Source organism: Microcoleus sp. BROC3, from assembly GCF_036702515.1.
Classification (GTDB): Bacteria; Cyanobacteriota; Cyanobacteriia; order Cyanobacteriales; family Microcoleaceae; genus Microcoleus.
In genome coordinates, this window is record NZ_JAUBTQ010000053.1 from 22,681 (window position 1) to 47,294 (window position 24,614).

Here is a 24,614-nt window from a genome sequence, read left to right on the forward strand (position 1 = left end):
GAGAGCAACTAACGTCTGAGCTAAAGTTAAGCAATGACATCGCTAACTTTCACCATGAGTGTCATCGGATCGATCGGCGAAACAGTAAAGCCGCACTTCTGGTAAAACAGCTTCGCATCTTCGGAGATAGCGTGTACGAGAATTGCGCGTATTCCTGCAATCTCAGCAGCTTGCAAAGTGCGAAGAATTGCATCCCGCAGCAAAGCGCGTCCGATGCCGGCACCTTGCCAGTTGCGATCGACTGCAAGCCGTCCAATCACCATAACAGGAATCGGATCGGGCATATTGCGCCGGACTTTACCCGTTGCAGAAGTTTGTGCTACTGCTCCATTTGCAAGACAATAGTACGCAATGACTGCTTGGCGATCGCACAAAACATAAGTCCGTGAAGCCCCCTCTGACTCATTTTTCAGAGCGCGGCGCTTGAGCCATTCATCTAACTGACTGTTGCCTGAATCAAAGGTCTCAATTTGATGTAACGAGTTCAGTTTTTCAGGCGGGCAGAGTTGGCCTAAATCTCGATCTAATCCCACGGAGATTTTGTTTTTAGTAATGCGTTTAGCTTCTGATTTGGCGTCGGCGGTGCATCCAGCAGCGCCAAAAATTGCTTAAATTTAATTTCATCTAACCCAAAAAAACAGCGGTCTAGAAGAACATCTTGAGCTTTTTGGTAAGCTGATTCAAGCATGAACTCCGATCGGCTCTTTCCCTGTAATTGGGCCGCGCGATCGATGAGAGCGCGTTGATTCGGCTTAGCTCGAATGTTGATTGTCACATCGCGGGTCTGACTGACTGACCCTTCAGATGCTGGCGGGTGCATAACAGTTACCTCTGGCTAGACACATTAGTAATTAGAGCTAGTAGCAGCATATTTATATGCTAATTTTTTGTATACACAATGTCAACACATTTACTAAAATCTGCGATCGCGGATCTAGTTAACCGCGATGGAATCGTGAACTCACGCATTGTACTGGCAGCCCCCGCCGCCCTTGAGACAGGAGCGATCGGCCTAAGTCCTGATGTTGCCTTTCTAGGTCTGTTTTTGATAATTGACACAATTTTTTTAAACTTGTGCTAACTCTTGACTTACAGACTTACAGAGTGAAAATATGCTAAGACGCAAGCAACAAACGAACCAACCTATGAACTTTTCCCAGAAGTCAGGGGGCAAAAGTGCCACACCCCCAAAAACCAACTCAACACAGAATCTCGGCGTCGCAGGATTGCGGAAATTACTTTTTGCCGCCGGAATAGCCTCTCTGTGCGCTAGCTGTCAAAATCCTCCAGCACCCACCGCCACAACTCCCGGAGCCAGCCCCGGAACCAGTCCCGCAGCCACTCCCGTCGCAGTCAGCAGCCCCGGAGACCCAAATACTGTCAAAATTGTCTCCATGCTCCCGATGACAGGCAGCGCCTTGGGTCAAGCTCAAACAATGGTCAACGGCATCCAACAAGCCCTCGCCGAAACCAACTCCAAAGCTTGCGACGGCAAAATCCAAATCCAATACGAAGTTTACGATGACGCCACCGCCGCCGCCGGCAAATGGGACCCGGCCCAAGTAACCTCGAACTCCAACAAAGCCGTCGCTGACGGTTCGGTAGTTGCCGTCATCGGTCACTATAACTCTGGTGCCGCCAAACTTTCCATTCCCGTGCTCAACCAAGCTAACATCGTCATGATCAGTCCGGCAAACACTTATCCGGGACTGACTAAACCAGGAAAAGGCGAAGCCAAAGAACCCAACCTTTATTATCCCACAGGCACTCGCAATTTCACCCGCGTCGTCCCCGCTGACGACCTTCAAGGGGCTGTAGCTGGCAACTGGGCGAAATCTTTAGGCGTGCAAAAAGTCTACATTCTCGACGACCAAGAACTCTACGGCAAAGGCATCGCTGATGTTTTTGAAGCAACTTCTAAAAAGTTGGGAATTCAAGTCCTCGGAAGAGAGGGAATTGATATTAGAGCTAGCGACTACAAGGCGTTAATGAATAAGATCAAAGCTTTAAATCCCGACATGATTTACTTCGGCGGCACTACTGAGAGCAACGCCGGACAAATAATTAAAGACATGAGAAATGTCGGGATGGCGGCTGATGCAGTTAAGTTCATGGGGCCCGATGGCATTAAAGAGCAAGCTTTAATTGACGCGGCAGGCAAAGATGCCGAAGGAGTTTACGCTACTTTTGGCGGCTTGCCTCCTCAAGACTTGACTGGTGCGGGCGCGAAGTGGTACACAAGTTACAAGGCAAAATATAATGCTGAACCGGAAGCTTATGCAGCTTACGCCTATGAAGCTGCTAAAGTTGCGATCGGCGCAATTAATAAAGTTTGCAAAAATGACCGCGCTGCTATCCGCGAAGCTGTGTTGGCAACTAAAGATTTTAACGGGGTACTCGGCACTTGGAGTTTTGACACCAACGGCGACACGAGCTTGACTACAATGTCAGGAAATGTTGTTAAAGGTGGCAAGTGGGAGTTCGTGAATGCGCTCAAGACGGAATAATTAATTAGAAGGAAGAGGGAAGTTCGGCAACGGATTTTATAACGGATGTAACGGATATCGGGAATAAGGAAGAAGGAAGAAGGGATAATAAAAAATTATGCCTTTTTCCTTCTCCCTCCAATGTCCCATGCCCAATTCTCGATTCCCAATTCCCGATTCCCAATTCCCAATTCCCAATTCCCCATTACTCAAAAACATGAAAAACTGGAAAAGTATTCTCTTATATCTAGGTCTAGTTTATATAGTTTTGCTATTAGGCCCGATCGCAGGATTTGATTTGCCAAAAATTGTTGGAGAAATAGTCAGCAATCCTGAAGTTTTGATTCAACAATTATTAGTTGGTATTGTCAACGGCGCGCTGATTGCAATTATTGCTTTGGGTTACACTATGGTTTATGGCATTATTGAGTTAATCAATTTTGCTCACGGCGATTTGTATATGTTGGGCGCTTTTGCTTCCCTAACCGTGTTCGGGGCTTTTGGGATGCAAGATGGCGCACCTTTAGGTATTGCTATACCGGTGATGTTAGTCGCTTTAATTGTATGTTCGGTGTTTTGTGCGGGGCTGAATATTGTTGTCGAAAAGTATGCTTATCGACCTTTGCGAAATGCTCCCCGTTTGGCTCCTTTAATTTCAGCAATTGGAGTTTCTTTTATTTTCCAAAATATGGGGTTATTTTGGGGAGGATTGAAAGCTTTTATTCCGGTAATGGGTTCTAATTCTGCTGCGCCGAAAAGTTTTCCCGATTTGTTACCGCGAGTTGATATTCTCAAGTTTTTGGGAATTCAAACGAGTATTGTATTTACTACGAAAGATTTAATTGTGTTGGTAGTGGCTGTGGTATTGATGGTTTTGCTTCATCTGTTTGTCCAGTACACTCGTCTGGGAAAGGCGATGCGGGCAACTGCTCAAAGCCGCGATGCTGCTAAAATTATGGGGATTAATGTAGATCAGATTATTGCTCTGACTTTTTTGATTGGTGGAGCTTTGGCTGGTTCGGCGGGTATTTTGGTGGGTTTGTACAACAATACGATTGTGTTTACGATGGGGTTTACGGCGGGTTTGAGAGCTTTTACGGCGGCGGTTTTGGGGGGTATTGGCAATATTGTCGGGGCGATGTTGGGGGGGGTTTTGATTGGGTTGCTTTCGTCTTTAAGCGATCAGTATTTGTCGAGTCGCTGGACTAATGCTTGGGTGTTTGGGGTTTTGGTGGTGATTTTGGCTTTTCGGCCTGGGGGTTTATTGGGTGAAAATGTTCAGGAAAAGGTTTGAACTTGCAGAATTTAAATAATCGCAAGAGACATTTAAGTATACCTGAAAAAAAAAACAACGCAGCTCTCAGACTTCTTTAAAAAGTCGGACCACTAAAAGCGATCGCGTTTTACGTTTTTGTTTTACGTTTTAAACATTCCCTGGTTTGAGCCAGCCAAAAACTTCGCCTAAAGTCAACTGCATTTCCGGCATAAATTTGGGCATCAGAAGTATATCGGTTGGTTCTTGCAATGAAATCGGCTGCTGCCTTGCTGGATAGGCTAAAATGTTTTTTTCATCCGGATCGACCAACCAACCCATCTGACAACCGGCGTTCAAACAGTGCAAAATATTGTTTGTGACTTTGGTTTGGCTTTGGGCTGGGGACAATATTTCTATTGTCCAGTCTGGGTGAGCATTAAATGTATTGGCAATTTCGCCATCAGCGTCTAGGGGAATGCGATTCCAAACAAAAATGGCGACATCGGGGACAATAGAACGTCCGCCAAACGTGCAGCGAAGTTCTGGTAGGGCTAGGGCAATTTGCGGTTTCTCTGCGATGTCGTTGGTGACTGTTACGAGTCTGCCTTGTAGTTTGCTGTGTTTTCCTTGTGGCATAGGTTTTTGTACGATCGCACCTTTGATGTATTCGCTAGCGGGTTTGGTTTCTGGGAGTTGCAAAAACTCGTCCAGAGTGATAGTTTTTTGAGGTGCTTGTACCATATAGCGATCGCCCGTTTGAAGTGTGTTGGGGTAACAGTTCCAGTATATTTGAAGTTTCGTCACTTTTGGTGCAATAATCGAACTCAAAAGACTCTAAACTGTAGCTAGCCCGATCGACCGTTTCCACGATAACCAGTCGATCACATTCATTGAGGCCGAATTTGGCACGGCCCGCGTCAGTCGCATCTATAAACTGCAATTCCTAGCATTCTTTCATCTAACTACTGACTAATGACTAATAACTTCTTCCTATGTCAAAAAAAATAATTAAAGCAATTAAATCGACTGGTATTTTAGGGGCGATCGCCTCTTTGACTGTTTTGTTATTCGGCGGTTGGAGCGGCACCGTGATCGGCTGGCTGATGGGTACGGCGGCGGGCTTTATTAGCTGTCGGGAGCAGAAGGTTTACGGCCCGAAAATGGGTGCGACTATCGGCAGTTTAGCCGGATTGGGATTGGGAGTTTGGCTGTTAGTTGCGAGTGTGTTAGAAGGGGTTTTGATTAGACCTTTTTCTGGTCAATCTGCTGTGGCTTTGCCGACGACGCTGCTGTACGGGATTTGCAGTTTGACGATCGCAATTTTGACAGCTACGTTAATGGGTGCTTTGCAGGGTTTGCAGGGAGAACGCCAGCGGCTGGCAACTCTGGTGACATTAGCTTTTATTCTAATTATGTTTCCGTTTATCGACATTCAGGCTCAGACACGCTGGATTGCTACTGTAGTACAGATTCAAATCTTTATTATGCTGGCGCTGGGTTTGAATATTACTGTGGGTTTTGCGGGTTTGTTGGATTTGGGATATGCGGCGTTTTTTGCGATCGGCGCTTACACGACGGCTTTGCTATCTTCTGGGCAGTTAAATATTGCTTGGAACTTTTGGGTGGTACTGCCGATCGCCGCCGGTGTAGCTGCGATCGCAGGCGTAATCCTCGGTATTCCCACACTGCGGCTCAAGGGCGATTATTTGGCAATTGTTACCCTCGGTTTTGGCGAAATTATCCCGGTTGTCTTTAGGAATTTAACCGCGATTCGGATTGATGAACCAGTCTCGAAGATTGTTGCTTCCCTGTTGAGTAAACCTGAGTTGGTGCTGTGTCTGGTTGGGTGCGATCGACCTTTTAACCTCACCGGCGGCGAAGCGGGCATAAACCCGATCGGGCGTCCATCTCTCCCCATTATCGGCACTTTCAGCACCGGCAACTACTTTCCCTGGTACTACCTAATTTTGCTTCTAGTTGTCTTCGCTTACTTCATGATTTCGCGGCTGCGAGATTCCCGCTTGGGCAGGGCATGGAATGCCATGCGCGAAGATGAATTAGCGGCGAGTGCGATGGGCATTAACCTAGTCAAAACAAAACTTTCGGCTTTTGCGATGGGAGCGACGTTTTCGGGCTTTGCAGGCGCGTTTTACGCCGCCTATATCAGCGCAATTTTTCCCGGCGTTTTCGATTTCTCGGTGTCGGTAATCATCCTGTGTATGGTGATTTTAGGCGGTTTGGGGAACATGACGGGGGTGATTTTGGGCGCTATCATTATCATGTCTGCCGATCGGCTTTATCTGCCACAATTAGCGCAAGTCCTCAAGGGTTTTCTGAATACTTTTGTACTCCCCAGGATTGCAATTCCCCAGTTGCGAGACTTTCTGGCAACCAGTTTAGACCCGATTCAAATGCGCTTATTTCTATTCGGCCTCACTCTTGTTGTCATGATGCTCGTGCGGCCGGAGGGACTGATTCCTGATAAGATACACCAAGCTGAACTGCATTCGGATGCTGAAGCTAGCAATGAGTCTTTAGCAGATGCGAGAAGTCAATAAATAGGTAAGGGCAAAAACCATAGTATTTTGTAGGTGGGTTTAGCTAAGAATCTAGGATGCAAGGGAGTTTATGAGTGTAAAACTCCCCTCTCCATCTAATGTTTATTTGTAACCAACTACTTAGTAAGGGTGAAAGATTAGCCATGAAAAATGTAACTGGTACTGCTTTTATCGTTGCGGAATTTAGAGCCGAAGAGAATGAAGAGGCAATTCCTCTCTACACTGATAATGTAGTAAGAATTTGGCTGAATGAGGAAACAAAAAAAGTAGCTAGCCAAATAGCTCAAAACTCTCCCGCCGCTAAAGAAATGGTTAAGTTGCGAACTAAATATTTTGATGATGTTTTGTCAAATCAAATTTTAGGAGGTTGCAAACAAGTAGTTATTTTAGGTTCGGGTTTGGATACTCGCGCTGCTAGAATTAATGGAGAAGGAGTGATTTATTTTGAAATAGACGACCAGGCGACTCTTCAATTAAAAGAAGAAACTCTCAAAGCTTACAAAGTTACTGCTAATGTTCGCTACCTTCCCGGCGATTACGTAAAAGACGGTTTAATCTCTTTGCTGAAACAGAGTGAATTTGATTTCGCTCGACCGACCTATTTTTTGTGGGAAGGCAACACAACCTTGCTTGCCAAAAAAGATGTAATATTTGTGTTAGAACAAATTCGCGACAATGTTGATAATTTTCGCTTGTCCTTTGATTATATGTCGGAAAAGGTGATTTTGAGAACGACGGGCTACCAAGATATCAATGATTACATAGATAAATACGAAAGTATGTATGCACCCTGGATTACTGGGTTTGAAAACATTGCAACTTGGGCTGACGAACTCAATCTCAAAGTTATTGAAAACTTTTCGACGGTCGATTTACACGCACAATATCGCCCTCGCCGTTCCCTAGAATCTAATCTTTTTAAGTTCTATTTTGTCTGTACGTTAGAAAATGTAGTAGGGGGCGTCAGTCAAGAGATTTGACTAAACTCAAACAATTTGCTGCTGACGCACCGCAGAGTACAGCAAAGACGATCGCACTTTGTCTGTACGCTAGAAAATGCAGGAGGATGCGTCAGTGATTTCTTGGACAATCGCAAACCATTTATTAGGTCAAGCGAATTCGTAAAGAATCAATAAGACCATGTTTAGCCAACCAATCTTTTACCTCTGGCGTTAAAAGTCCCAGGGTAGCACCCTCATTAGCAGCCACTCTCAGAAAACGAAGCACTGCTTCAGGAACCTCATCAGCATTTAAGCCATCCCAGCACTGCTTTAATTCCTCAATTAGCCGATCGACTTTATCAAAATCCTCATTGCTTTGGGGAATGGAGTTAGACTCCCGAATTTGCAAATCTAAATGTCGAATTCGTTGGATAGTTGGCTTAAATGCCGAAACTCGATCCAGCACATTCAGGACTTCCTTATTCGTGTTCGGCATCTTTTCAGTTCGGTACAGCCCCCAAGCTTGACTCAATTCCTCTTTCAGAGACTTTTGTAATTGATTTACCGTAGAAGTGAAATTTTTGTTGTTAAAATTTTCATTGTCTATAATCCACTCACGATCTTCCTGAAATTTTGCCTCAACATTAGCAATAAATTTCAGTAAACTGTCAGCCTTTTGAGTTAAATCAAAATTGGCAATTCCTCTTTCGCGAAAAGCTCTTAAAGATTGCACCAGAGGTAGAGTGCCAGTAACAGCTTGCTCGATCTGTTTTTCTCTAGATTGAAACCCTTGATAATGCTCTGCATACTTCCGAAGATTAATTATCTTTTGAGACAAATCTCTCAATTCATGGGACTTTTCGATCAGCATATTGTTTATCCTTTATTTAATATCACTAATTAGCTCCCGCAATTTTGCTAATCCATCTTCAATACATTTATGGCTCGATTCTACTGTTGCACCACCTGACGCTTCTAACTCCTCAATCCGGTTTTTGACCTCGGTTAGAGAAGCATCAAGAAAATTATTGGTACTCTTGATAAAATCGGCAGATTCTGTCATTGCTTTTTGATGATTTTCGCTGAGATACTTCAGCAGCTTTCCAGGTTGAATGTCTGGACTATCTTTTTCAATTTGCAAGCGTTTCATGGTATCTACATAGCTAGAAAGTCCAACTCGTTTAAACTGTTCCAATAATGATTTTAGCTCATCAACACTCTTTCTGCCTCGAAATACACCAGCTTCTTGTGAACGTTCGATCGCCTTTTTTACTAAATCGGTAACATCTTTTTTCTTGATGTCTTCCCCTAATTCAGCTACTAGAGAATTGTAAACAGCAAGTTGGCGCTCGCACTCTTCTTGAATCGCTTTTTCTAGCAGTTCATCCGCAGCTTGACGCGCTTTATCAATTTCGGGGAACTTCTCTCGAACATCTGCCGGAATTTCACATTGAGGTTGCCAAGATTTGCTAACCTGTTTCAAAGGTTCCAAAATTTGAACAGTATCAATAATTTGAAATTGTGTAGAGCTTCCTTTCGTGCAAGCGGTTCGACTCCTAACAATGTCTAGTAAAGCATCGCGGTGTTTTTGTAAAGTACCAAATAGCTTTTTCCAAGTAGCTGAACGATTTTCTAAATCTTTTGGGTCTAGTTTGAGAAACAAAGCATTTATCAAATCTTCAGTAGAATTGGTAGAATGTCCGGCCATTGTGGCGGCGATCGCCAGTAGCTCAACAGCAGCAGGTACAGGGCTCCAGGGTTCCCCAGACTCACGGGGATACAGGCGAATTTGCTCTAAAACATATTGACTCCATTTTTCCAGTTGTTTGGCGTAGGTGCGAAAATAGCGAGATCCATCGGGGAACTTCCAATGCTTGTAGTAGCTGTATTGCAACATACCTTGAAAGGCGATCGCCGTTTCCCGAAACTCATCTGCATCGTCAGGATTCAGAGGAAGAGATAGTTTAACTCCAGAAATCGTCTCCCTCGTCACTTTTGGACTAAAAAAAGTAATATTTCTGCTTTTAAAATATGTCGTCCCACTACTAGAAAAAACCCCCTTAAGCAGCATTTCCGTGTCCCATTCGATCCGCTCGCCGATAGCTGAGTAAATCAACGACCGCAGTTCCCCAGCGATATCTTGTGGGAGAAATTCTTGATTGTTCCACCTATCAAGAATTTCTTTTTGCCTAGTCAGCTTGTCGGGAACTTGTCCGGCTGCTGTCAGATTTTTTTGAGTTTGAGGTTGTGACTCAACTTGATACTTACTAACAGAAGACCTAGACTCTTTAGCACCCGAAACAGATGATGATTTTTTTGTAGGCTGAACCTTCACGCCCAGCGCCGGAATATCAAATGCAGAGTGAACTTCTGGGCGCAAATCACAAAGATCGTTACTATCCGTCCACAAATCTAGGAGAATCTGGCGGCGATCGCCATTTTCTGGATCTTTCGCTTGAATATCTCCCTGAACCATTGCACTCAGCCGCATCTTACCAAAGTGTTCTCGCACAGAAATAGCAGGAAACTCTCCGCCCTCGATATCAGCAGCAGAATTTTCTAGCGTCCACTTAAGAACATCTTTAATCAAAATGCGAGGGTTAAAATTGCCGGGATTGACTCTAGAAAGCATTTGTTCTAAGGCTTGTGAAGTGAAAGGATACAAACCAAAACCGTCTGATTCTGCAAAACCTGCATGACAAGCTAGTTTGTGTTCGCATTCATTGCAAGCACTAGGTAGAGATTCTCGATCCGAATCTTCGCGATTGCGAGAGTCAGCCCACCAATTTTGAATTGTTTTCTCCTCCAAACGCACCGCGTTGAGATATCGACCCACAAATTGTTTGATATCTGCATAATTCACTAAAGATTGTTCGCCAACTGTGCCAAGGTCAAGATTAACGCTAAAAGTAATCCGCTGTTTTACAGTATCTAACCTCAGACTGTCAAAATAGCCCGTAGTACAAGCTAGCGCAGTTCGGATCGCGCACAAAGGTTTGGGTCCCGGTTGTTGAGGTCGCGCTAAAACTGCTTCTAAAACTTCGCGATCGATGCCTTGCAATTTAGCAAAATCTTCAATCAGCAAAACTAACTCTATTCCTTGTTCTGCTAAAGTTTCGCGAACTTCCCGCATTAATCTTTGTAAATCTTCGCGCCCCAGGCTCAAAACCTGAGCGATGGCTTCATCTAAATGCCGGTTCAACCAATCTACAGTTGCCTTTTGAGTATCCTCATCGCCGATGAGGAAGCTATAAAAATCCTGTGCTTGCTTGCCAGCTTTTCCCAAGTTTAAAACATTAAGAGGCAAGTCACCTAGCGAAAAATGCCGCCGTTCTTCCACAATTTCTACTGTATCTCGCTGTCCGAGAATGTGGATAACTAATTGATGGATAATACCCCCATCCTTTAGCCAGTGTTTTCGGAAAAATGGATCGTAGAGTAGAGAATCAACAGCACCGACGAGGTAATCTTCCACATCAGAAAGTTTAGTGCGATCGCCCCGACCGTTTGGGCCAACAGCAGCCGCAAGCTGATTCAGAAGTTGTTCCCGCGCTTGCGCTTGTGTCAAGCTGCTAGTGGCTCGATTTAAACGCTGCCGGTATTCATCAAAACTTGCTCCTGGCATCCCTTCTAATATTAAACTGATAATATCTTTGAGATTCGTTCCAATTTTGGGAATCAGCAAAACTTGGCGCTTTTGGGTCGATTCAATATTGGCGGCCAGCCAGCGAATCAGGTGAGATTTTCCCGTCCCGGAACTTCCTAAAACTGGCACGAAAGCGAAATCTTGTTCAGCGAGAAAGTCTTTCAGAAATTCTGACTCACTGTAGGTAACTCGCGACGGTGCATCGATAAGTTCCTGGCGGTACATGGCAATTGGATGGTGAGTTGCCACAAATATACTATCTGGAGTTTGGGTAGCCTCCACACCCATCACGCGGCGAACGCGATCGACATCCCAGCAAACAAATTTTGTAAATGTCATAGTTCTACTCCTGTCAAAATAATATGAGAAAATCCTTCTTCATTTCCTACCCCGGGAAAGATGAATAAATCGGCATCAGACTCTTTTTCAAGCTTGATGCAACCATCATCCTGAAGGCGAAATAAAGCAAAAGCCGTGCTAGTTGATAAGTGATTTGGTAAGCGAAAACCAATTTTTTCTTCTACCTGTTCTCGAAATTTTCCCGTTTCAAACAGAGGACATTTTTTAGCTAGGCGATCGAGAAAATCTCGGATTGAAAGTTTAGCTTTTCCTTCTCCTGCAAATAAACCTTTTAAATTCCGTCTGAGATAAGCAGTTGGCTCAGCAACAACAAGTTTTTTGTTTGAATCTAAAGCATGACCCCAAGCAAACCCTAAATAACACATCCAGTCCTCGGCTTGACCCAACAAAGCATTGCTCGATGCTTTTAAATCTAAAGACCGATCGACTCCCTGCTCTGCGACACGCTGTTCTACTTCTTGCCATGTACCGGGAGCATCATAAATATCCTGTGCTAAATACCATGCTATTAACCGACCTAAATCTTCTTCATCTTCGTTATCAGAAGCAAACAATAGCTGTACCAGCGTATCGGGTAACAATTTATCACCCATTTTAGGATGTCGAGATGCTTCGGGAAGCTCAAAATTTATAGCAATATCATCATTGTCTGCGATTAATAAGCGACATTTTATGCTTTCTCGCAGTGCAGCATCAAACATCGGATGTTCGGCACTTTTGTTTCTCCCTTCTGACAATTCATGTGGAGAAAGCAGGCGAGTGAGTTTTTCCTTGTTTTCGCGCTGTTTGGGTGCTTCAAGTAAATATCTAAATATTCCTCGCATTCTGCTAGGAGTAGCCAAAGCAGTTTTTAAGACGCTCATAAATTAACCTCCCTGCAAAAGTGGTCAAACATAAAAAGTTTCCCCGAAAAAATATCAATCAGCTTGCGGTCATCGCGGCTCGGATCGGGTGTATCTCTGGGAAGTACGATAATCAGCGGAGCCTGAGAAGTTCTGTTGAGTGACAGATAGTTGTGAGGGATAGCCTTTCCGGGCGGATAAAATATCAGGGTGGGAATGCGCGGCATCAGCAGAGGCTCGTATTTTTGAAACAAAAATATACAAGCATCGGCTATCCGATTTGTTTCTTCAATCAATATACTCTGAAATTCATCAGAAACCACCAGATTATTAATTCCCTGCTCGATTAACCAGTTAAAAAGTTTAGGGCTTTTGAGTTTCCAGCTTTGAGCTTCAAGAGACTCATAGAAAACTAGCATTAATTTATTTCCTCCTAACAATCGTTTTAGTTCTTCACCTACAAAAAAATTCGGTTTTTGCCATACAGGTAATGGCGCGGGCATAATTCCCGAAAACTCTGGTTCCCTGTTTTTTCTGCAAACAGGACATCCACCGCAAGCGGGAGAAACTCTGACCAGTTTTCTCGGTTCTGGCACTACACGGGCGGGAATAGTGTAAGCTTCAGCAAAGATTTCGGAAATACAGCGTTTCGGCAGCAAAACCTCGCGCATTAATTGCAGGTTTTTAGAGCTCCAGTTTTGGCGCTGTTTGCGAATTGGCTCTACTTTATGTTCCCAAGTTTGACGGTTGAGATGCGATTCATCTCGGATGCGGATGAACCGGGACTCTCTGTGCAGTTCCCAAGCTTCGTTATAAGCTGCTTCCGATTTAAAATTTCTTCTTCGCGGCGGTTCATCGGCATCAAAATCGATTAAACCCGATCGACTCATCAGCGTTAAAGTGCGGATATTCCAAGCCTGATTTTGTTGGCTGTTCATGTCAATGTCTCCTGGTCGTAAGGATGGAGGAATATTGACGGGAACGCGACACCGCCCATCGGGAAGACTTTCTTTTCTCAAAAACATACTTTCCCACCGCTGCAAACCCCGATCGATCGTTATGGCAGATTTGTCATTAAGCGATTTGGCAATCTCTAAGTCTTCATTGGTATGTAAGGTGAGCGAGATTGCTGCTTTGCCGTCTCGACCTCCTCGACCCACTTCTTGATAAAAGCGATCGATAGTTTCGGGGATGCAGACATGAAGCACGGCTCGAATATCTGACTGATCCACACCCAAGCCGAAAGCAGAAGTAGCAACCACTATATCAACTCGTCTCTCGCGCAAGTCTTCAATCAGTTGAGAGCGTTCTTCTGAACTGGATTCCCCGGTCATCATCGCACACCGTTTGAATCCAGCAAACAATAACTCCTGTTTCCATCGATTCACATCTTGGCGCGTTGTGGCGTAAACAATCAGAGGGCGGGGAAGATGATAAACTGCTTCAATTAATCGCTGTTTCCTGACTTCTTCACTTTGACACCAAGCAAACCAGTAAGACGGTTCCGGCCGCAACTGTACGGCAGATATTACTTGAAAAGGGCCGGGTTGCCCAAATAAAGTTTCTAGGGTATCTAAACAGGATTCTGTTAAGGTGGCTGTCAGCAATAAAGTTGTAAAAGAAGTTAAGCGCAACAAATCTCTTCGCAAGCCTGGAAGTTCTTGAAATTTTGTGCGAAATTTATCGCCCCACTGCTCGACGATATGCGCTTCATCTATTACGAAATACCGCAGCATTTCTGATTTTGCTGCTTCGTAAAGAGCAGGTGCGAGAGAATTCATCAAGCTTTCGGGTGAGGTGAAAACGATTCGCTGGGTGCCCTTGCGAATGCGATCGCGAATTTCCTGTCGTCTCTCTTGTTCTTGCCCAAACTCGTCGCCATTATAGGCAGTGGCATGGTTCACAAAAGGTTTTAAAGCTCGTTCTTGGTCAAGGGCTAGTGCTGTAGTTGGTACTACAACAACTGTTACACCAGCATTTTGCGATCGCACCAGCGCCGGCAGTTGAGCGCAAAGACTTTTCCCCGATCCAGTAGGCAGATTAATCGCTAGTGTCGAATTGTCAGGAGCAGTTAAAACAGCACGAATTGCCTCGCGCTGTCCCACACTCCGGTAATTTTTCCTATCCACCAATTCCAGAAACGGATCTCCCTCTACTGGCTCGTAATTGCGGCGTTTTTTCTCATCAAATACGGGTTTATCTGGGGGATATTGTGCGGAAAAATCTAGCCAATCAGGCTGCCAAGGGTGAGCGCTAATCAGATAGTAATCCGCACCTTCGATCAAAATATCGATACCGCTTTGTTGCCACATTTTGCGATCGGGAAAAAGAGAAGTCCGAGGTACTTTCAAAGTTGGGGGTAGCCCACCCTTTTGCTCGTATTCCCGCCGCAGAACCTGACGGATCAGAGCCGCAATATCTCCCATTCCCGGCGCATAAGAAGTTCCCGCAGCATCCAAAGTTTCCAGCAAGCGCCTGTAACCGACTTCTGAAAATTGACTTGTATCGGCAGGAATCTTACCTGTTTGGAGAATTTCTCTGAGTTCTTGAAAAGAATCAGCCATCACTCATCTCTCCCTTCCTGAGATTCAACCGGAGGTCGCCCAGAAACTACAATGAATCCTACAGAATCAAGCTTGGTTCGGGGATAGCGAATCCCTTCTAACATAGCTTGACTTAAAGCAGTTTCTATGTTAAGTTCCTTGGCTAGTAAAGAATGCGAAGTTTGTGCGCTTTCAGCCATTCGGTTGAGGCGCAGCCGCAGTTGGTCTAGTCTATTTCCTAGTTTCTGGTCGGCGATTCGGGCGCGCTGTTCGCAGAGCGAGATGAAAAAAGTGCGATCGCGCAACAGTATTTCCGAAGTCTCGCGCGCCTGAGTGCACAAATCAGGCCACTTACTCTCATCAACAAACTCATTGAGAACCGATAATCGACTTTTTGCTAAATTATAATCTCGGCAGGGATGAGAACTTTTACCCTTGTACGAACCTTGCAGAATCTTCAAAACAGCTTCATCTTCAACAATGCTCATTGGTTCGTAGCGAGCATCAATAAAAATTGTCTCTAGAATAGGAGGAAATAACGCATCAGCGCGCCGTTTCACAGATACAAATCTACTGCGATCCAGCTCAAAATCTGTTGAAACTTGCTGGGCTAATTCCAAATCAGCCTCGACTACATAATTAAAGCGAAAACCGAACCATTCCATCCCTTCCCCAGCATCCCAAGAGCGATCGCACCGCCACATCGCAAAGGCTTGACCTCGGTCATCCCAATGAATGTAAGATGCTAGCGCTTCCACAAATCCTTCCCCAATACGGTAGAGTTTGACACCAGGATGTTGAATTGATATTCTCCGGTTATAAGTACCAGATAGTTTTCCACAATCAGCAAAGTGAGTTCTTAGATCGTGAACGGGAATTAAAGTGCGCGCCGTAGGTTGATAATGCTGCACTTTTGCTAAATTCAGATTGTCAATTGCCTTGAATCGTAGCGCTTGACAAATCCAGTCTTCTGTTGCTCGTTTGATTTCCTGATGGCGAGCGTCACAATCATCTAAAGCTTGAAAATATTCGGTAGCATTTTCATCCTGAGCATCAATTTCATCTAAAGCATTTTGTTCGCTAATTTTCACTTGTTCCCCAGCGATTCCTTCCCGGATTGAATCGATTTTTTCTAATAGTCCGCTAGCACCAGATTGAAACAGGACTGTTTCCAGTTCCGGCAGTTTTTTATCTACATAAAACTGTAGGCTGGCAATTGATTGATGAAAAATGCCGAAACCATCTTTTAATAATTCATACCAAGCACTGTGAGGGCTATCCTCTAAGTCTGAGCCTGCGAATACTGTAAATTGAACATTTAAAAGGCGACCAATGCGATCGATCCTACCAATCCTTTGTTCTAAACGATTTGGCGACCAGGGAAGATCGAAATTAATCATCCAGTTCACAAATTGGAAGTTGCGGCCTTCTTCACCAGAGGAATCGCACACTAGGATAAAACAATTGGGGTCATTTTTAAAGCCATCGAAGTTTTTTTCAACATCAGAGCGTTTCATCCCTAATTGATGGCTAGCTACAGTTCCGCTACCGAAAGTACCTGATAAGCACCGGACAATCTCAGCGCCGGTTTGAATAAAACTGGTGAAAATGATAACTTTTGGTAGGGTATCTCCCGGTATCGGGCGGCGAATTCGCTGCTGCACCTGTTCCAGCAATCTATCAAGGTTGCTGCGATAAGATTGAAGTTTCAAACATTCTGACAGATAAGAAAGTAGAACTCTCTTGAGTAATTCGATGCGATCGCCTTTTTCCGAAGGTTCTTGAATAATTTGCAGCAAAGATTGCAGAATTTCTGCTTCTCCTGAAAACTTGGGAGTTTCAGTCAAAATTCGGGCGCTATCAATCCCAAATTCCTGAATGATGCTAGCATTGGAGATAGAATTTAAACGGACTTTAACTACCTGTTGTAAGATTCCCAGCCAAGTACCAGCAGCACGGAATAAAAGCAGGAAAATGTGCTGATATTGTTGTTCTTTGGGGGCGATTGTGCGCCATTCGTCGATGAGTTCGTGAATTTGGGGCGATCGCTCATCTAATTCATACTCTACTTTTGGTATGATATTGCGATCGAAAATTACATCTTCTACGGAAGCGCGGCGGTTGCGGAGCATTCGACGGTGTAACCGATAGGTATCGCTGATGTGGGTGCGAATCGATCGCACAATTCGATCTCGATCGGCCGGGAGTGTTTCTTTAGAAAGCAAACAATTTTGTAATTCCTCTACCAGATTTAGCAGATACTTATCTTCAGCAAAAAGGTTTCGCAGTTGGTTGAGGTTAGTTTTAAGAACAAAAGGATTTGCTCCCTCCTTAAATGAAAGTAAAACTCGACCAATTTGTTGGCGGTTTTGTACCCTCGCACGAAAACCTTCCAAATCGTTAAGTTGATAGGTTATTGGATCGAGCAAGTGCAGCATCGCCAGGAAATCTTGCTCGTGATTGAGAACTGGAGTTGCAGATAATAAAAGTAGGCGATCGCTTTTGTGGGCGAGGTGTTTGCAAGTTTCAAAACGCCGGCGCTGTACCGCATCGGAAGAGGTAGCCATTGCTGCGATGTGATGCGCTTCATCTAAAATTAAAAAGCCCAAATCGGCATTCGGGCTGACTCGATCGACATCCTCAACTGCAAGTACCTGGACACGATTGTCCAAGTCAGAGACATAAAATTTATGTTCTAATTCTTGAAGCCACTGTTCCCGCAGGTATTGCGGTACTAGCACCACTGCACGTCCCTGCGGTCGATCGAGGAGATACTGGCGAAGAATAGCACCTGCTTCGATCGTCTTTCCCAGTCCAACTTCATCAGCTAAGAGGTAACGTTGAATGGGGTCTTCGAGTACGCGGCGGACAACTTCAACTTGATGAGGATAAAGGTCAATATTGGCAGAAATCAGCCCTGTCATCCCGCGACTGACAGCGCGTTGTTCGATGAGACACTGGACAAAAGCTAAACGTCGATCGTGAAAGTAGGGCGTTTCCTGACCTTTCATCGCTAGAGTTTCGATGGGGTCATCGATTGGTAGGTTGCAACGAACGTAAATTTCCTGTTCAGCAACTAATGCTATCTTTTTATCGGGTAGATCGATTCGATACTGACCTTTGTCTTCGTCCCAGTCAAAAATTCGGCCAATTATCCATGTATCCTGGCTTTCTGGCTGGATGTAGCATCGTGTCTGAGGCGGGAGTTGAACTCTATAAAGCGAAGTTAAGGGTAAGGTTTTTTCAAGGCGTTGCCCAACTGAGCAGAAGTATTCAACTGTTGCTGTAGAGTAAGATAGCTCGGTAACTTTTCCGATTCCTAAGTCGTTGTTTGGCGATTTTTCTGCGGAGACGCTTCGCGATCGCACCAGCAAACCAAGCTTCATCATAGTTCCGGCCTCAATACGACCCCTTACTAGAGTAGCCGATCCTCCTGGAAAACTACCCGTGTAATTTAATTTTCCACCCTTTTTGTCCTTACACTCAAGGGGAAACCTTAAACCGAAACGCAGTCATGAAGCTTAGCCCAAGACTTTCTGTAACGCATTCCGATCCCCAAATCTTTCCGTGTCGTAACGAGCATCCCACCACAGCCAAGCTGACGCACTTTAACAGATCGGATTTGGTATTATATAGAATCCGAGCTATAACAGCTTAACTAATATTAGGAATCACAACTAAAATGTCATTATTAGAAGCACAGAAACTTACAATGCGATTCGGCGGTTTGACTGCGGTAAACCAGGTGAGTTTAACCTTGGAAAAAGGCTCGATCGCCAGTTTGATCGGCCCCAACGGTGCGGGGAAAACTACTTTTTTTAATATGCTGACGGGTATCTACAAACCGAGTGGCGGTCAGTTGCTTTTGGAACAGAATAATATCACGGGTTTGCCTCCGGATCGCCTGACAACTTTCGGCATTGCTAGAACTTTTCAAAATATCCGCTTGTTTAACAACATGACTGTCCTGGATAATGTTTTAGTAGGTAGACACTGCCGATTAAAAACAGGTTTGTTGGGTGCAATCCTCCGCCCTCCCGCTGCGAATCTGGAGGAGCGGGAAGCTAAAATAAAAGCGCTCACTATGCTTGATTTTGTCGGTTTAGGTGTTGCTAAAGCGCCGGAGTTGGCAAAAAACCTTTCCTACGGCGACCAGCGCAGATTGGAAATTGCCAGAGCCTTGGCTTCCGAGCCGAAAGTGTTGCTTTTGGACGAACCTACGGCGGGGATGAACCCGAACGAAACGGCTGATTTAACTCGCTTTATTTACCGGATTCGCGATGAGTTGAATTTGAGTATTTTGCTGATTGAACATGATATGAAGGTGGTGATGGGAATTAGCGATCGCGTTAGTGTGATGGAGTACGGTACTAAAATTGCTGAGGGAACTCCGGCAGAAGTTCGCGCAGATCCTCGCGTAATTGAGGCATATTTGGGAAAAGAAGAAGATGGACATTGTTAATGGGTAAATATCTCCATATTTTGATTAAAATTTAGGTAAAGATAGCCCACAAAAAGCAATTATGTTGGAAATTAAATACGTGTGAAAATAACCGTGTTATACTCGTTCCATAGCTTCTCTCACACTATGCACACGACTCGGTTTAACGAAATTTGCTAGAAAGTTGATAGAAGCTTAAAACCCTTACTGTACCTTGAAAAATCAATATGTACGCTAAATCACAGACACTGCCTGAGACGATTAAAGTTCAGTCTGATAACGGTTCACTGCGGTTACAGTTCAGTACCAAGTACAATCCCATTTTTGGGGGCAAGCGGAAGCATCAGGGCTTAGGCCTGAAGGACACTCCCGAAAACTGGCAAAGGGCGATCGCTATTGCTTGGAGGATTGAAGGTGACTTGCAGCATCCAGACTGGCAACAGTTGTTTGACCCCAGCTTTGCCAAGTACGGCTTAAAGAGCAAGTACGGCGCTGAACTAAAACTAGCAGCACCCATACCTGAACCTGAACCTGAGATGACAGTAGGGGCAATGTGGGAGGATTACCTAGAGTGGAAGAAAACTGTTGTTGAGGAGACGACGTTTGAAAGTGCTTTTAGAACATTTACCAATGCAATAAACGGTAAGGTATGGAATAAAAGCACTCGGAACTATACCCAGTCAGAAATAAATTTATCGAAACTGTCGTGTAGATGTAATCTCGAAATTGTATCTGTCTTGTCATCGGTAACAATCAGACAGAAATCCTACCTTTTGTCTGAACTTAACCAGGCTTTCGAGTTCTGCAAAGCAAAAGGGATGTTAAGTAACTCACTTGCAAACCCTTTTGTTTTAGATAAGTTCAGTGCACCTGCTGTTACTACTCAACAAAAGTACGCACCTAAAATAGTGAATGGGGAGGAAAAAGAATGGCACGAAGTATTGGATGAAGATGAATTAGAGCGCGATAGACGTGCTTTTACCAAGGAGGAGCGTGACACTATCATCAAGGCTTTCCATGAGTCTGACAAAGCAAGCGATAAAATTTACGCACCCTTAATTGAATTTTACTTTCTTACGGGGTGTCGGACTTCTGAGGCGCTACCGCTTACTTGGAAAGATGTTGATTTTGAGAGAAATTTAATTCGTTTCAGTAAGTCACTAGGGGCTACCACGGGAAAGGTAAAGGAAACTAAAACGGGTGAGGTACGTTTTTTTTACTTTAGCAATAATTCTCGCTTAAAAGAGGTGCTGCTAAAACTGAAAGGTGAAAGTTCTAGTAACCTAGTTTTTCCTAGTAAGCGTGGGAAATACCATAGTCAGTCTAGCCTCACAAAAAGATGGTCGGGCTATGTGTTGAACAAGGTTTTGTCAGACGGCACAGAGGTAGAGTACGTTTATCCTGGTGTAGTTACTCAATTGGTAGATGAAGGCAAGATATCCGGCTATCTTAGTCAGTATCATACCCGTCACACTTACATCACCCTTACCGCAGAAGCGAATAAGCAAGATAACAACGCTTTGCTGTACATAGCTTCTGCCTGCGGTAACAGTGTTGACGTAATTCTCAGACATTATCTGGGAGTAAGTGAGGAAGCCAAAATCGTAGAAGTCTAACAACCCCTCTCTCACCCTACCGACCGCCCCCTAAAAAGGGCGGTTTTTTATTGGCGATCACTTTCAAAAGTAGGGGAGTATCACTTTGCTTTTACCTCTATTTCCTAGCGTAGCCGCCAACTGTAGGCGGCTACTTGTAGAAATGAAGACAAAAGAAAAGCTAGAGTCACATCATCCGTATAGTGTGAACCTAGCTTTTTACTTTCCGTGCCGGACGATCGCAATCTAAAACTCAACCAACAACTCGTTAAGCTCTTGCCGGGAAGGCGGGAACTGTCCGCCCCGTTCGGCGTGGGTGAGTAACCGCTTGTAAGTTATGCCCGACTTAATGTTCCCAAAGTGCTTGGCATAGGCATATAGCCCCAGTTTTTGCGCTTCCGCAACCATTGCCAATTTATCCTTGGGGGCGGTTCGCCGCTCAATGATACGGTAGTGCTGACTCATTTTCACCGGTTTTGGGAGTAGCTCGTAAGGTTTGGATGCTACCGCATCAATGCCACCTAATGCCCAAATAGTATATTGGGTGGCTGGCATCCAGCAAGCTAGTTTGAGTACAGCCCGTGGGGGCAACAGATAATTAAGGTGGGGCTTCCCTATCCAGCAAATACCGAGTACGGGTTCTGAGTGTTGCACGAAGGTTTCCGGGCAAGCAAACAGTCCGTCCCCTACCAACTGCGCTTCAAAGTTGCGGATTAACCTGTCGGTAGTTTTCGGCTCTACACCATATAGGGCATCACACTGTTCCGGTAACAGTACCGGAGCTTGGTAGTAGTGCAGCCAATGTTGAGACTTACACACGACAAGGACTTGAAGGGCAACGGTATGGGAGATGCCATCAAACACGGCATCTCGATACCAGCGAAGCACTAAGGGGGCGTTCCACGAATACTTAAGAGAAGTCGATCGCGGGGTATTACAAGCGGACTGTTGTGACATAATAATATTCTCAATTGTGTGAGCAATTGAGAAAACAGCAGTCATCGGGTTGCACCCCGGTGGCTGTGTTGCTTTCTCTTACTTTTGACGATCGCAAAGGGCGAGCGAGTTTGTCAATCCTTGACAGGTTAAGTTTTGTGAACGCTACGCCATACCAAAACGAACATTGTCAGAAATACTCTACAGTCGGTTAACAGAAAATCACCTGACACAAGTGATTAGATGATTTATTTAAATAGTTTAACGGGATAATGCTTGAGTTTTAGTTCCAGCTTGGAAAGGGAAAAATTAGGTTTACGTTCTACACAATTCGTAAACCTAATTTTTTGTTACTACCTTATATTTCTAAGCATAGCCGCCTACAGTTGGCGGCTACTTGTGAAAATATACTTAACTGTCGAGAGTAAACAATGAAAATTGAAACAACCCCGTGGTACGAGACGAGAACCCTTATCTCAGCTCGGATTGAGATGATTCAGGAAGACGGAATGATTCAGTACAAAGGGTCATTCTTGAAAAAGGAAAGCCCAAAAAACGCGACTCTCAAGTCAAGGTTTATTCACTACGACGCAAATTACGTCAAATATTGCTTCCTCAAAGAGTTTTACCAACTGTTATTTGATGAGACTCGGCAAGACTTCTTTAAAAATGAGGAAAATGAGCTACTTACTCTACTGGCTGAGGTTGTAACTGACTTTACTCAATACTGTCGCGAACATCCCTCAGAGGAAAACGCTCGCGAACTGTTTAGATCGTTTTGCAAAGCTCACCTTTACAGGTCGGCTGCTAAGGGGTCATAAAACCTCATATTTTTGTGCCGCCAGACCTGTAGGGTTTGAAAATATTTTCTCGCAAGAAAACTTGTTGAAACCTATTAGGTTTGGACAAGTGCATCCTCGCTATTTGTTACCGCATTTTGCTACTTTTGCCTTCTCCCGGCAAGCTATAATCACAATCAAGGCTGATTAATACTCCTACTGCAAAAATTAGCCCGCTTGCACCCGCAGGCAAAAAAAAGCCGCTACCTCTAGTAAAGGTGAGCGGGGCTTAAAAGATTAAATTACAATCTGAACTTAGCATTATTTTCTAGACTTTTTCTAGCAATTTTCTAGAAAGCCCCCTTGCCGGAAGGGTATATCGCGGCTATAGCTCCACTCACTAACACTAGGGATAGCGGCTTTCCACCCTTACAAAAGGAACAACCGCTATGGATAATGTATCATCTATTTCTCAAACTGTTGCCGCTACTCGCAATAAATCTTTACTCAATGCCGCCGAACTCCACTTAGATGAATGGGTGATTGAAAGCGGCGTTAGTGTAGGCATTGCCACGCGCAACATTATTAGCTTGAACGATCGCGTGGAAATTGCCAAAGCAATTGGCTGGAAGAAATACTCAGACGAATTCCCTCCCGGTTGGCTGGTTCGCGGCATTGACCTCAAAACAATGCAGCCTCAAGAGTTTTGTCAGTTCAAGCCAGACGATGAAATTTTGCTGGATAGGAAGAAAGCAAAATACATCTCTGACAAGGGGCATCCATACGATGCTATCGCTCTCCCGCACCCTGACCCCGAATACTGGCAACGGGTTTTAGATGATGTGTCTATCTCGGTTGACATTGACGAAGGGGCAAAAAAATCAGGATGCGGTATGACTTGCGACTTTCCATCGCTGGCACTCTGCGGCGTTACTACCCACATTCCGCACCCCCAACTGGCACATAGGGGGATTGAGGGGGTCAAAGTGAATCATCCGAGATCATAGTAGGTAAAAACACCCAAAAATCTGTGCAACGAGATCATCACTCAGTTAGGAATTACTAAAAAGTGAAATGAGGGCATGAATGAAATCTTCTTCACCCATAAAATGTCAATAATCCGACAATTAATAACTATTAATGACCAGCAGATATTTTCCGAGATGTGATAATTATACATCACTGATGAATCAACAATTAATTAAATTAAAGTCAGCCTTACTAATCGAGTGATTAACTTCTTTTCACAGCAAGAAATAATAAGACCTACAGGTGACTGGAAACAAATTTAAGATGGCTAACCGTTCGGATGTCAAATTAGAAACTTGTTGAATTCCTTGAATACAAACGGAATGAATCGATTGAAAAATTTGGAATATCCAGCGCAAAGTAGGTCGATTGGTTCCTTGCCCCAACTGGTTTTTTACGGTTTTATTAGTGAGTTGCAAGTTTTGCCGGAGTAACCTTTGACCTAAAGTATAAACCAACAAACATAAACCCATTACCAAAGTTAAACCCTCGATTCTTTCCGGCGACTTCAGAAACACGCTATCCGTAAAAAATAGGGGGTCTTTCAAAAACCCAAACCCTCTCTCTGCTGCCTGCTGTTCCTTATATTTGACAATCATTTCATCCGGATTTAATTGTGATACATCCAGCACATTAGTAGCTAAGATAAATCTGCCACTAGCTTTGGTTATGCCGGCGATCGCACTAGTATCTAATTCTAGTTTTGCTTGAACTTTAAATATCAATATCGAGCTAGAATTGTCATGAGAAATGGTCGAATTAGTAGCTGGTTTTGCTGTAGTTTCTCTGGTGGTGATTTGGGTTAAATTATAATACTTTAGTTGTTTGGATAAACGACTTGCTGCTGCTGAGGCATCCGCTGAACAAGCAAATTCAATATTTGATAAATCTCGCAACTTTTTCTGACCCTCAACTTCAGCTTTTTTGAGATTTTTTTCTAATTTACTTTGGTCAGAATCACGACGTAAACTGCTCTCTACTACTAACCATCTTTGTTCAATTCCACCATAATTACTTTTGTGTTCTGACCAACGATATCCTGTCACTGAACTTTCATGAAATTCTGATTCATTTAGCTGAGATACCAGTTGCTGCGCTTGTTTGAGGCGAGCGTGGTACACGAGTCAACCATCTTAAATTGGTTAACATTTCTAAATTGGGAGCGGTATATAATGCACTGTCAGCTACCATTAAACTGTCGAG

General features: G+C 44.2%; 17 protein-coding genes and 1 pseudogene. 8 read left to right on the forward strand and 10 right to left on the reverse strand.

The window, feature by feature from the left end:
- Positions 1–26 precede the first annotated feature (26 nt).
- Together QUB30_RS26440 and QUB30_RS26445 are read right to left on the reverse strand one after the other, a co-directional pair.
- The gene (locus tag QUB30_RS26440; protein ID WP_333339711.1) at positions 27–533 is read right to left on the reverse strand and encodes a GNAT family N-acetyltransferase; all 507 of its coding nucleotides are present in this window, start codon (positions 531–533) and stop codon (positions 27–29) included.
- Positions 524–820 carry a DUF1778 domain-containing protein gene (locus tag QUB30_RS26445; RefSeq protein ID WP_333339713.1) on the reverse strand — a complete coding sequence of 99 codons (297 nt, stop codon included), beginning with the start codon at positions 818–820 and terminating at the stop codon, positions 524–526. Before QUB30_RS26445 ends, QUB30_RS26440 begins: the two co-directional genes overlap by 10 nt.
- A 292-nt stretch (positions 821–1,112) precedes the next feature.
- Here QUB30_RS26445 and QUB30_RS26450 point away from each other — a divergent pair, with 292 nt between their 5' ends.
- Positions 1,113–2,507: a branched-chain amino acid ABC transporter substrate-binding protein gene (locus QUB30_RS26450; RefSeq protein ID WP_333339716.1), complete on the forward strand. Its 1,395-nt coding sequence runs from the start codon at positions 1,113–1,115 to the stop codon at positions 2,505–2,507.
- A 127-nt stretch (positions 2,508–2,634) separates the two neighbouring features.
- Positions 2,635–3,780 carry a branched-chain amino acid ABC transporter permease gene (locus QUB30_RS26455; RefSeq protein WP_333339718.1) on the forward strand — a complete coding sequence of 382 codons (1,146 nt, stop codon included), beginning with the start codon at positions 2,635–2,637 and terminating at the stop codon, positions 3,778–3,780.
- 129 nt (positions 3,781–3,909) lie between these two features.
- Here the strand turns inward: QUB30_RS26455 and QUB30_RS26460 are convergent, their stop codons facing one another.
- On the reverse strand, positions 3,910–4,482 hold the full coding sequence (locus QUB30_RS26460) for a Uma2 family endonuclease (RefSeq protein ID WP_333339758.1): 573 nt from the start codon (positions 4,480–4,482) through the stop codon (positions 3,910–3,912).
- 251 nt (positions 4,483–4,733) lie between these two features.
- Here QUB30_RS26460 and QUB30_RS26465 point away from each other — a divergent pair, with 251 nt between their 5' ends.
- A complete protein-coding gene (locus tag QUB30_RS26465) occupies positions 4,734–6,299 on the forward strand; it encodes an ABC transporter permease subunit (protein ID WP_333339720.1) in 1,566 nt (521 codons plus the stop codon).
- 143 nt (positions 6,300–6,442) lie between these two features.
- Positions 6,443–7,279 (forward strand): class I SAM-dependent methyltransferase, encoded by an 837-nt coding sequence (locus QUB30_RS26470; protein WP_333339723.1) that lies wholly within the window; start codon positions 6,443–6,445, stop codon positions 7,277–7,279.
- A 124-nt stretch (positions 7,280–7,403) separates the two neighbouring features.
- Here QUB30_RS26470 and QUB30_RS26475 read toward each other — a convergent pair whose 3' ends face one another.
- From QUB30_RS26475 to dpdE, 5 genes are read right to left on the reverse strand one after another with little or no spacing between them, the layout of a single operon-like run.
- Positions 7,404–8,111 (reverse strand): hypothetical protein, encoded by a 708-nt coding sequence (locus tag QUB30_RS26475; RefSeq protein WP_333339726.1) that lies wholly within the window; start codon positions 8,109–8,111, stop codon positions 7,404–7,406.
- Positions 8,112–8,123: 12 nt separating this feature from the next.
- Positions 8,124–11,225 carry a protein DpdH gene (gene dpdH, locus QUB30_RS26480; protein ID WP_333339729.1) on the reverse strand — a complete coding sequence of 1,034 codons (3,102 nt, stop codon included), beginning with the start codon at positions 11,223–11,225 and terminating at the stop codon, positions 8,124–8,126.
- A complete protein-coding gene (dpdG, locus tag QUB30_RS26485; RefSeq protein WP_333339732.1) occupies positions 11,222–12,109 on the reverse strand; it encodes a protein DpdG in 888 nt (295 codons plus the stop codon). Before dpdG ends, dpdH begins: the two co-directional genes overlap by 4 nt.
- Complete coding sequence (gene dpdF, locus QUB30_RS26490) at positions 12,106–14,652, reverse strand: protein DpdF (protein ID WP_333339734.1); 2,547 nt, start codon at positions 14,650–14,652, stop codon at positions 12,106–12,108. Before dpdF ends, dpdG begins: the two co-directional genes overlap by 4 nt.
- On the reverse strand, positions 14,652–18,020 hold the full coding sequence (gene dpdE, locus QUB30_RS26495) for a protein DpdE (RefSeq protein WP_333339738.1): 3,369 nt from the start codon (positions 18,018–18,020) through the stop codon (positions 14,652–14,654). The genes dpdF and dpdE overlap by 1 nt, the downstream gene beginning before the upstream one ends.
- 293 nt (positions 18,021–18,313) lie before the next feature.
- Here dpdE and QUB30_RS26500 point away from each other — a divergent pair, with 293 nt between their 5' ends.
- Together QUB30_RS26500 and QUB30_RS26505 are read left to right on the forward strand one after the other, a co-directional pair.
- Positions 18,314–19,093, forward strand: coding sequence for an ABC transporter ATP-binding protein (locus tag QUB30_RS26500; RefSeq protein ID WP_333339741.1), 780 nt, complete (start codon positions 18,314–18,316; stop codon positions 19,091–19,093).
- Positions 19,094–19,299: 206 nt separating this feature from the next.
- A complete protein-coding gene (locus tag QUB30_RS26505) occupies positions 19,300–20,688 on the forward strand; it encodes a tyrosine-type recombinase/integrase (protein ID WP_333339744.1) in 1,389 nt (462 codons plus the stop codon).
- A gap of 225 nt (positions 20,689–20,913) precedes the next feature.
- On the opposite strand, the gene QUB30_RS26510 is transcribed toward QUB30_RS26505, so the two are convergent.
- Positions 20,914–21,624, reverse strand: coding sequence for a hypothetical protein (locus QUB30_RS26510; protein WP_333339747.1), 711 nt, complete (start codon positions 21,622–21,624; stop codon positions 20,914–20,916).
- A 410-nt stretch (positions 21,625–22,034) separates the two neighbouring features.
- Here QUB30_RS26510 and QUB30_RS26515 point away from each other — a divergent pair, with 410 nt between their 5' ends.
- Both QUB30_RS26515 and QUB30_RS26520 read left to right on the forward strand, forming a co-directional pair.
- Entirely contained in the window at positions 22,035–22,424 is a 390-nt protein-coding gene (locus QUB30_RS26515) for a hypothetical protein (RefSeq protein ID WP_333339750.1), read from the forward strand.
- A 407-nt stretch (positions 22,425–22,831) separates the two neighbouring features.
- Positions 22,832–23,389 carry a DUF3854 domain-containing protein gene (locus tag QUB30_RS26520; RefSeq protein WP_333339752.1) on the forward strand — a complete coding sequence of 186 codons (558 nt, stop codon included), beginning with the start codon at positions 22,832–22,834 and terminating at the stop codon, positions 23,387–23,389.
- A gap of 237 nt (positions 23,390–23,626) precedes the next feature.
- Here the strand turns inward: QUB30_RS26520 and QUB30_RS26525 are convergent.
- A pseudogene (locus tag QUB30_RS26525) lies at positions 23,627–24,614 on the reverse strand (IS1634 family transposase); the annotation flags it as partial.